The 10,000-nt window shown below is 30.1% G+C and carries 10 protein-coding genes; 8 read left to right on the forward strand and 2 right to left on the reverse strand.

Features of this window, described 5'->3' with window-relative positions:
* Positions 1-3: 3 nt before the first annotated feature.
* The gene (locus tag LDL23_RS07610; RefSeq protein WP_291265172.1) at positions 4-597 is read left to right on the forward strand and encodes an outer membrane beta-barrel protein; all 594 of its coding nucleotides are present in this window, start codon (positions 4-6) and stop codon (positions 595-597) included.
* Positions 598-607: 10 nt separating this feature from the next.
* Positions 608-1,093, forward strand: coding sequence for a hypothetical protein (locus tag LDL23_RS07615; RefSeq protein WP_291265163.1), 486 nt, complete (start codon positions 608-610; stop codon positions 1,091-1,093).
* Between the two features lie 38 nt (positions 1,094-1,131).
* Here the strand turns inward: LDL23_RS07615 and LDL23_RS07620 are convergent, their stop codons facing one another.
* Together LDL23_RS07620 and LDL23_RS07625 are read right to left on the reverse strand one after the other, a co-directional pair.
* Positions 1,132-1,506, reverse strand: coding sequence for a RidA family protein (locus tag LDL23_RS07620; protein ID WP_291265164.1), 375 nt, complete (start codon positions 1,504-1,506; stop codon positions 1,132-1,134).
* 6 nt (positions 1,507-1,512) lie between these two features.
* Entirely contained in the window at positions 1,513-3,258 is a 1,746-nt protein-coding gene (locus LDL23_RS07625; protein ID WP_291265165.1) for an ABC transporter ATP-binding protein, read from the reverse strand.
* A 114-nt stretch (positions 3,259-3,372) separates the two neighbouring features.
* Here LDL23_RS07625 and LDL23_RS07630 point away from each other — a divergent pair, with 114 nt between their 5' ends.
* The 6 genes from LDL23_RS07630 (at position 3,373) to LDL23_RS07655 (ending at position 9,893) form a co-directional block, all read left to right on the forward strand.
* Positions 3,373-4,350: a GSCFA domain-containing protein gene (locus tag LDL23_RS07630; protein ID WP_291265166.1), complete on the forward strand. Its 978-nt coding sequence runs from the start codon at positions 3,373-3,375 to the stop codon at positions 4,348-4,350.
* A 79-nt stretch (positions 4,351-4,429) separates the two neighbouring features.
* A complete protein-coding gene (locus LDL23_RS07635) occupies positions 4,430-4,909 on the forward strand; it encodes a YbjN domain-containing protein (RefSeq protein WP_291265167.1) in 480 nt (159 codons plus the stop codon).
* Between the two features lie 8 nt (positions 4,910-4,917).
* Entirely contained in the window at positions 4,918-5,289 is a 372-nt protein-coding gene (locus LDL23_RS07640; RefSeq protein WP_291265168.1) for a hypothetical protein, read from the forward strand.
* 17 nt (positions 5,290-5,306) lie between these two features.
* On the forward strand, positions 5,307-7,121 hold the full coding sequence (locus LDL23_RS07645) for a PQQ-binding-like beta-propeller repeat protein (RefSeq protein ID WP_291265169.1): 1,815 nt from the start codon (positions 5,307-5,309) through the stop codon (positions 7,119-7,121).
* A 322-nt stretch (positions 7,122-7,443) separates the two neighbouring features.
* Complete coding sequence (locus LDL23_RS07650) at positions 7,444-9,216, forward strand: sensor histidine kinase (protein WP_291265170.1); 1,773 nt, start codon at positions 7,444-7,446, stop codon at positions 9,214-9,216.
* Between the two features lie 20 nt (positions 9,217-9,236).
* A complete protein-coding gene (locus tag LDL23_RS07655; protein ID WP_291265171.1) occupies positions 9,237-9,893 on the forward strand; it encodes a response regulator transcription factor in 657 nt (218 codons plus the stop codon).
* Positions 9,894-10,000 lie beyond the last annotated feature (107 nt).

Consider the following 10,000-nt stretch of genomic DNA (forward strand, 5'->3'; position numbering starts at 1 on the left):
TAAATGAAAAAACTACTTTACCATTTTGCTATTCTTTTTACTTGTATTGTCTCTGCACAGCAAGAATTTTCGTATGGATTAGTAATTGGCAATAGCTTTTATACAATTGCCAATAACAATGGAACAAATGGTATGAATACAGATGATTATAGTACTATTACTTTTGGTGGTTATGGAGAATATAATTTCAATGAAAAAACAGGAATAAAAACGGAAATCTTATTTGCTAAAAATAATTTTACCTATTATCCAACCAAACAACTTTTTGAAATGAGTATAATGAGCATTGCTCCTAATTTTAAGTATGATTTTGGTGAAACATACAGAGAAGGCATCTATTTGTTAGCAGGTCCAAAATTAGCTTTTATAACTAGTGTTAAATCAGAAGGAGAGGATGCAAAAGATAGTTTTGAAACATTTAATTTTGGTGCTCAATTAGGATTTGGGTGGCGAATATTAAAATTTATTGATATTCAAACTAAATTAGATTATGAATTAACACCTTTTTTTAAATTGAATAATGGTAATAAAAGTAATTTCTTTGGTGCTGTAATTTCAGCAAATATTGATTTATCAAGATTGCTTTCAAACAACTAAACTTCAAAACATGAAACTATTTTATTTCTTAATCTTCACATTTCCACTTTTAGGGTTTTCACAAGGTTTTTCAGTTCCTAGAAACAATGTCAATGTAAACAATCAATTGTTTAGTCAGCGAACCCAAATGATGCAACAGCAACAAATCATAAAAACCTTAGAAACAAAAGTTGCTACAGACGAAGAAACATTAGTTACAGAGACTAATAAAAAGGAAAGTGCAATAAAAAGCAATGAAGAACTAAATTCAAAATTAAATCAACTAAATGAAGAGTTAGCATCAATTGAGAATGACCCAAACCTTACAGCAGATGAAAAATCAAAAAAATCTGCAAAAATCAAAAAGAATATCGGTGCAACTCAATCTAAAATTAATTTAAACTCTAAAAGAATAGAAATTTCTACAAAAAAGATAGAAAATCTAGAAAAAAGAATCGAAGCTTCAAAAAAAGAGCTCGATGAAAAAAAGAAGAAAGAGGAAGAAAAGAAAAAATAAATTCAAATCCCGAAAAGCAAAAACTTATCGGGATTTTTTTATTCTACCACTGCAATTGCTTCAATTTCAATCAACCATTCTTTTCTGCCTAAACTTTCTACGCCTACTAAAGTGCTTGCTGGATAATTTTCATTTCCTAGAAATTCCTTTCTAACTTTTCTGAAAATAGGTAAATCTACTTCGGGATTAAAATTTACGATATAGGTATTCATTTTTACTACATCTTTAAAAGTAGCATTGCAATTTGTAAGTTGCATTTCTAAATTTTGAAATGTAGTAATGGTTTGTGCTTCTAAATCTGCACCATCACCTATTTGACCTGAAATGTAAAGCGTTTTGAAATTTCCAGTTTTTACTACAACAGTTTGAGAGAAACCTTCGTTAGGTTCAATATATTCTTTTTTAAACATCATATTCTTTTATTTTCTCTCACCTATTTGCTGACGCCACATGGCATAATACAATCCTTTTTCTGCAACCAAATCTTCATGCCTTCCTTCTTCAATAATTTTACCTTGCTCTAAAACAAAAATCTTATCTGCATGCATAACCGTAGACAATCGATGTGCAATTAAAACTGTTATTCTACTATGGTCGGAAATTGCTCTAATGGTTATGTTTATTTCTTCTTCTGTAATAGAATCTAAGGCAGAAGTTGCCTCGTCAAAAATCAATAAATTAGGATTCCTTAAAATGGCTCTAGCTATAGATAAACGCTGTTTTTCTCCACCTGACACTTTGATTCCTCCTTCTCCAATTGTGGAATTCAAACCATCATCTGCACGATCCAGTAACTTTTGACAACTCGCTTTTTTCATTACATCATATAACTCTTCGTCGGTTGCATTTGGTTTTACAAATAATAAATTCTCTCTAATAGTTCCCGAAAACAACTGTGCATCTTGCGTTACAAATCCTAATTGTTTTCTCAAATCTAATAAATCAATTTCTTTAGAATCGGTATTATTATACAAAACTTGACCTTCTTGTGGAGGATACAAACCCACTAAAAGTTTGACTAAAGTTGTCTTACCAGACCCTGAAGGACCAACGAAAGCAACAGTTTCTCCTTTTTTAATGCTAAAATTTATATTTTCAACTGCTTTTTGCCCAGCCGTTTTATGCTGAAAAGAAACGTTTGAAAAATGCAAATGTGTTATTGGACCAATATTTTTGGGATTACTCGGACGAAATTCTTTTGGTGCATTTAGTAATGCTTTAAAATTCTCCATTGAAACTTTAGTTTCATTGAGTGTAATAATAAAATTCCCTAATTCTTGAAGCGGACCAAATATAAAGAAGGTAAAGAAAACCATTGTTAGCAAATCTCCAACCAAAATTTTCTCACCAAATAAGAAATAATACAGCGTAAAAACAACACAAGTTCTTAAAAAATGAACTGTAGTTCCCTGGATAAAACTTAAACTTCTTATGAATCTAATTTTTTGCAATTCGAGTTGAAGTATTTTTAATGTATTAAGATTCAACCTTTTTTCTTCCTGTTGCGTTAAACCTAAACTTTTAACTAATTCGATATTTCGTAAACTTTCTGTAGTGGAACCCGCTAATGAATTAGTTTGAGTGACAATTTTACGAGAAACCACTTTAATTTTTTTACCCAGATAAGAACTTACTAAGGCAATAATTGGAGCTGTTATTAAGAATATTAAAGAAATTCTCGCATCAATTCTTGAAACATAAATAACCACAAAAACAAATCCAATAATGGTTTGAAATATCAATGAAATTGAAAGTGTAATTAACTTTTCAGAATCGATTCGAACTTTTGTTAACTTGCTCAAAGTTTCACCACTACGTTGATCCTCAAATTCTTCAAAAGGTAAATCCAACGATTTTTTAATTCCGTCTGTATACATTTCTGCACCTGTTCTTTGAATTACAATATTGGTGAAATAGTCTTGAAAGTTTTTAGTAATTCTAGAAATCATTGCTGCACCTAGCGACAATCCTAACCAAAATGAAACCGCTTTGATAAAGCCCATTTCATTTCCTTTGTATTTTGCCATCCCAACACCGCAATCTTGCATTAATTTACCCGTAATAATGGAATCAGATAAACTAAAACAAATATTAATTGTAGCCATTATTAATGCAAAAAACAGTAACATTTTATGCTTACTAATATAAGAATATAGTAGTTTCATGTAGTTTAATTTAAGAATGTAAAAGTACTAATAATCATCTTTTAAAAAGTTCGCTTATATTGTTAAATGTTTTGTAATTAAAATCCTTAATTTTGAACTTATAAAATTATTTGTATGCAATTCACTACCAAAATACCCGTTCAAAAAAGCAGTTTCCCAATCGATTACGATTCGAAAGTTATGTTATTGGGTTCGTGTTTTGCAGAAAATATGGGTAACAAGTTTGATTATTTTAAATTTCAAGCTACTACCAATCCGTTTGGAATTATTTTTAATGCGGTTTCTTTAGAAAAATTAATTCGACGTTCGGTAGAAAACAGAACGTTTACCGAAAGTGATATTTTCTTTCATAACGATTTATGGCATTGCTATGAAGTACATTCGGAACTGTCAAATTCGGATAAAGATGGCTTTTTAGAATCTTTAAACGATATAATCCGTTCCACAAACAAACAATTAAACGACTCAACACACATTATAATTACGCTAGGAACGTCGTGGGCGTATCGAAATATAGAATCAAACGAAATTGTCGCCAACTGTCATAAAGTCCCGCAAAAGCAGTTTACAAAAGAATTGTTGTCGATTCATCAAACCGAAGAAAGTTTACAAAGTATTATTTCATTAATACATTCGGTTAACCCAAATTGCAATTTTATTTTTACGGTTTCTCCTGTACGCCATATAAAGGATGGATTTATTGAAAATACGTTGAGTAAAGCGCATTTGATTTCGGCAATTCATTCGGTATTAAATCAAAAAATCTCGACTTCGCTCGAACTGACAACTCAGAATAATACCTATTTCCCAGCCTACGAAATTATGATGGATGAATTGCGTGACTATCGTTTTTATGCCGAAGACATGTTGCATCCTAGTCAAACAGCTGTTGATTATATTTGGATTCAATTCTTTGAAAACTACATTTCGGAATCACAATTTGGATTAATGAATGAGATTTGCTCTATTCAAAAAGGATTAAAGCACCGACCTTTTAATCCAAATACAGAAAATCATCAGAAATTCTTAAATCAACTCGATCTAAAAATAAAATCCATTAAAAATCAATATCCTTTTATAATATTTTGTTAAAATACGGCAATTGTCGTATTTCCTACCTTATCCTTTTTTGTGAATTTTGACTTATCAATAAATATAAAAATTCACACTTATGAAAACTTTAAAAAATTCAACTCTATTTTGTTTGTTACTTTTATTCGTTTCGATTCAATTCGCAACAGCTCAAAAATTAGTTAATGCATCGGAAGTTACTCCTTCTTTATTAAAAGAAACTTGCGACAATGCTTATATAGAAGTATTAGAGGTTAAAGACACTTATATAAAAATTAAAAACACCTATAGTGTTTATCTTGATATTGATGCCAACAAAAGATTCATAACCTTTAGTAGCGTTTATAATCTTGTAGATGGTACTTCAAAAAAAGATGCTTTAGAATTAATAAACAAATTAAATGCTGAAGTAGCGTTAATTAAAGTTTACTATTCCGAAAGTACAAACACCATTACTTATTTCTATTATTTTTGGACGGAAGGCGGATTTACACAAAAATCCTTAATTAGTTCTTTACGCCTTTATAAAACAGCATTGGATTTATCTTTAGATAAAGATACAGGTAAACTTATTAAATAAAAATATTTATGAAAATAAGAATCGCCTTTGTATTGCTTGTGATTAATCTTTTTCACAGCGAATCAATATGGTCTCAAAGACCTGTTCTTACAGACGAAGAAACTGTTTCTGAAATGGTTATATCCGAAATGCACGAAGTATTTCAATCTCCTGATTTTATTAAAAAGAAAAACAAGAAATTTTCTGAAGTAACAGGCGACATGACTATTGACATTACTGTAATTCAGAGCGGAAAAGTTGCTACTTTTTTCAAAGTAGATAGCACAATAAAAGACATCGATTTTATCAACTTTATGTCGGAATACATTCTTACTCACAAATTCAAATTCAAATTAGAGAAGAAGAAAAGATACAAAATTAGATACAACTTATCATTTTAACATTAAAAACGAAACTCATGAAAAAATCAATTATTATGTACTCTCTTCTTGTAGCAATAGTAGGAACTACTCCTGCAACTGCTCAATTTGGAAAGTTATTAGACAAAGTCAAAGGAAGTGGTGGTTCTAAAAAATCAGGAAGTTTTGCTACTGTTTGGGAATCAGAATTTGGAAACAAAGCCACTCGATTAGCCGTAAACAATAGCGATGGTTCTTATATTTTAGGAACAGATGATAACTCTGCTTCAGTATTAAATGGTGAAGGCAAGCTAATTTGGAATGGCGATTACAAAAACATCACAACCAACAAAACCAATAAATGCGAATATCAATACGTTATCTGGAAAGATAATGGTGGTTACTTGTTCTTATTTGACGAGAGAAAAATGGGAACTGACCGCGTTGCTGTAATTGATATTGCTACAGGAAAAGAATTATGGAATTCTGAACAATACCAAAATTTATTACCAAAAGGAACAAAATCCGAAGATGGCGCTGACCAAGGGGAATTAGAAACTGTAAAGTACATTTACGAATTGGATGCCTTTTTAATTTCTCAAAAAGCATCTGTAATATTGGTAAAAGCCAATACAGGAGAAAAAGTTTGGGAAACCAATCGTTTTAAAGGTGGTGTTGGAAAATACATTTACGATGCTAAAAAGAATGAAATCATCATGGTGAATTTCAAACCAACTGCTTTAGGTGCTTTATTTGCTGGATTTAAAAATCAAATGGTGAAATTAAACGCGAATAATGGTGAAATCATTTGGGAAAACACTTTTACAGGAACTGTTGAAAAAGAATTGGTAACCCGAAGAGCCATTTTAGATTTATGGATTAAAGGCGACAAAGTATTCATGTATTTGAATGGATTACAAGTTTTCAATATCAATACAGGACAAAAACTTTGGGAATCTATCTATGAAAACGACATGGATGGTGGCGGCGGAGGTATGTTCTCTAACACTACTCAGAAAAAATATTATAGAACTATTGCTGATCCATTATTTACGGATAATGCGGTTTATATAGTAATGTTAGGCGGAAGAGATCGTACTAAATACGTTCAAAAACATGAATTAGAAAGTGGTAAAATCATGTGGACTTCTGAAAAAATCACAGGTGCTTTTTCTATACCAAATATCTACAGATCAGGCGATAAAGTAATTGTTCAAGTAGGTGGAAAAGTACAAGTTCAAGAGTTTAGAAAAGAACAACAACAAAGTTTATATGGAGGTTCTTACACTTCTAATGTTCCTTATATTTATTGGGATTACAAAGCACAAAAAAATAGCTTATTAGCTTTAGATGATAAAACAGGAGCTACTGCTTGGCGTTCAGAAAAATTTGATAAACGTATTACGGATTTCATCATCCATGAAAATAAAAATGTATTTGTTGGAGATGGCGATCAATTCTACTGTTATGACATTGCTTCGGGAAAACAAATTTTTGATGTAAAACACAACGATGCTGGTGTTGGAAAAGCAACAGACGTAATCGATTTTGGAAACACAGTAGTAGTTTTATCTGAAAAAGGATTGGCATCATACAACAAAAAAGATGGCTCAAGAGCTTATGCAACTGAAAAAATTAAAGGAGTAGATTATTTCTACGATGTAAATGGAAACTACTTTTTACGCGACCAAAGAAACAGCAAAAACATACTTCATGCAATTGACATGACTAATGGAGAAACTAAAGGCTCTGTTCAATCGAAAGGTAAAGGCGGAAGTCCAAAATATGGTGACGGTTTAGACATTACTGACGATGGAGAATTCATTTTTGCTTTTAAAGGAAAAAAAGTAGAAAAAATAAAAGTGAACAATTAATTTGTTATTATAGTTTGATTAGTTTGAGTGGATTGATGTTTTATCAATCCACTCTTTTTTTGTAAATACGTCAAATGTCGTATTGAAAAACGTCTTATTTTAAACGAATTTTACGCTATTAATAAACCTGAATTATGTCTAAATTATTTCTTTCCATCGAATCATTGAGTCAAAAGAAAGAATTGCTTGTTATTCTTTTTAGACTATTCGTTTTACTTTGCTTGCTATTGAATGTTTATAATCTTATTTATGTATTGCATTAATTTAAACGCACTTTAAATTTGATTTTATACTTTTATAGTAAACATTGATCCATTTCAAAATGAAAAACTATATATCTATCCTATTCGCTTTACTTCTTACCCAACTCTTTAGTCTTAGTTGGAGCCAAACCTATTCGGTAAAACAAATAGATTCGGTTTTGAATATGCCATACGATGATATTGTTGCTAATACTTCTAAGTCATTACAACTGTTCAACAAAGTTCTATCGGATGCTAAAAAGCAAAACTACAAATTAGGTATTGCCAACAGTTATGATAAAATGGCACTTTGTTATTTTTATCAAAGCAAGTATGATTTGCAATCTAAATATATTTTCATGGCAATTGATTATTTTAATCAATTAAAGCAATACGATAAAGTTGCCTCACTTTATGGAAGTTATGGCTATCACTTAAAAAGACGCAACTTAGATTCTGGGATTTTGTACATGCAAAAAGGCTTGAAAATTGGTGAAAAACACAATGCAGAATACGAACTTAGAGCTATTTATGACAATTATGGTGTTTTAAAAGAAATTAAAAAAGAGTACGATAGTGCTTTTTTGTTCTACAATAAATCGCTGACTTTAAAAGAAAAAGCAAATGATAAAATTGGAATTCCGTATAGTTTGAATAAAATTGGAATGCTTCAATTGACTTTAAAACAATTTGCTAAAGCGAAACAAAATTTAGACAAAGCCTATCAAATTCGATTAGAGATTGATGATAAAATTGGGATTGCCGAAAACTTAAATTTCTATGGTTACTACTATTTTGAAACCAAAGACCATCAAAAATCGATTGAATATTTTAATAAAGCATTAAATGAAAGTAAAACCTATAATTACAACTATTTAACCCAAGACAATTACCAAAAACTATCTGAATTGTATGAATTGAATTCCGATTATAAAACAGCATTAGATAATTTTAAAAACTATACTACTTATAAAGACAGCATTTCTAATATCAATCTAAGAATAAAACAAGCAGAACTTGATACAGCGTTTGACACGGAACGAAAAGAAAAGGAAATTTTAACTCAAAAAGCAGATTTAGCCATTAAAAATACTTATATCGTAATCATTGTTTCACTCTTAATTTTATCAATAATTGTTGGGTATTTTATGCTAAAAAATCAAAAAATGAAAACGCTTCAGCTTCAAAAAGAAAACGAATTAAAAGATGCGTTACTGAAAATTGAAACTCAAAATCGTCTTCAGGAACAACGTCTTCAAATTTCAAGAGATTTGCATGATAATATTGGAGCACAACTTACTTTTATTATTTCGTCTGTAGATTCTTTAAAATATGCGTTTGCCGATGGAAATCCGAAATTAGAAGATAAATTAAACAATATTAGTTCGTTTACCAAAGAGACAATTTATGAATTAAGAGATACTATTTGGGCCATGAACAAAGAAGAAATAACGATTGAAGATTTAAAAACTAGAATTTCAAACTTTATTGATAATGCCCAACTTTCATTAAACGGAATTCAATTTAATTTTAATTTCAACACAAAATCGTTTCAATCTTTTACTTCTAGAGACGGGATGAATATTTATCGTTTGATACAAGAAGCGGTAAATAATGCTATAAAACATGCAAAAGCAAGTCAAATTGACGTATCTTTAACTGAGTCGGACAATAAAATCAATGTTATTATTTCAGACAATGGAAAAGGATTTGATTTGGCTACAGCCGAAATTGGAAATGGATTAAATACCATGAAAAAAAGAGCTTCCGAATTAAAAGGAGATTTCAAAATTGAATCCACAGAAAATGGGACTACAATATATTTAAGTTTACCTAATCAAACTGAATTTTAATTCAACTAATCATCAAAGAAATGGAGAAAGTAATCAAAACTGTTATCGTAGACGACAATACGTTCCTGATAAAAGCTATCCAGGAAAAGCTTTCCTTTTTTGATGATATTCAGATAAAATTTACAGCTTTAGATGGCTCTGATTTGCTAACCAAGATTAGTAACAATCATAATATCGATGTGATTTTAATGGATATTGACATGCCCATTTTAAACGGAATTGAAGCCACCGAAATTATAAAAAATAAATATCCCCATATTAAAGTAATCATGTTAACCGTTTTTGACAATGATGAAAATATCTTCAACGCAATTAAAGCTGGAGCTGATGGTTATTTATTAAAAGAAGTAGAGCCTAAAACATTATACGAAGGCATTATCGATACTTTAAATGGCGGAGCTGCTATGAATCCTTCTATCGCATTGAAAACTTTAAAATTACTTCGCAATCCAATAGATTTAGACAACAAAAAGGAAGAAGAAATCATCAAATTATCGGCTAGAGAAATCGATGTTTTAGAACAACTTAGCAAAGGTTTAAACTATATTAATATTGCTGAGAATTTATTTTTATCACCAGCAACGGTAAGAAAACATATTGAAAATATTTACACCAAACTTCAAGTTCACAACAAATTAGAAGCGGTTCAAAAAGCAAAGAAGAACAATCTTATTTAAAAAAATACGTTATTTGACGTATTGGTTATTGAGTTTAATTATTGCAATTTTACAACATTATAAATTTGACAAAATGAAGTGGACTGTTGGCGCGTTTATAAGAAAAA

It is taken from the genome of Flavobacterium sp., assembly GCF_020217025.1.
Classification (GTDB): Bacteria; Bacteroidota; Bacteroidia; order Flavobacteriales; family Flavobacteriaceae; genus Flavobacterium.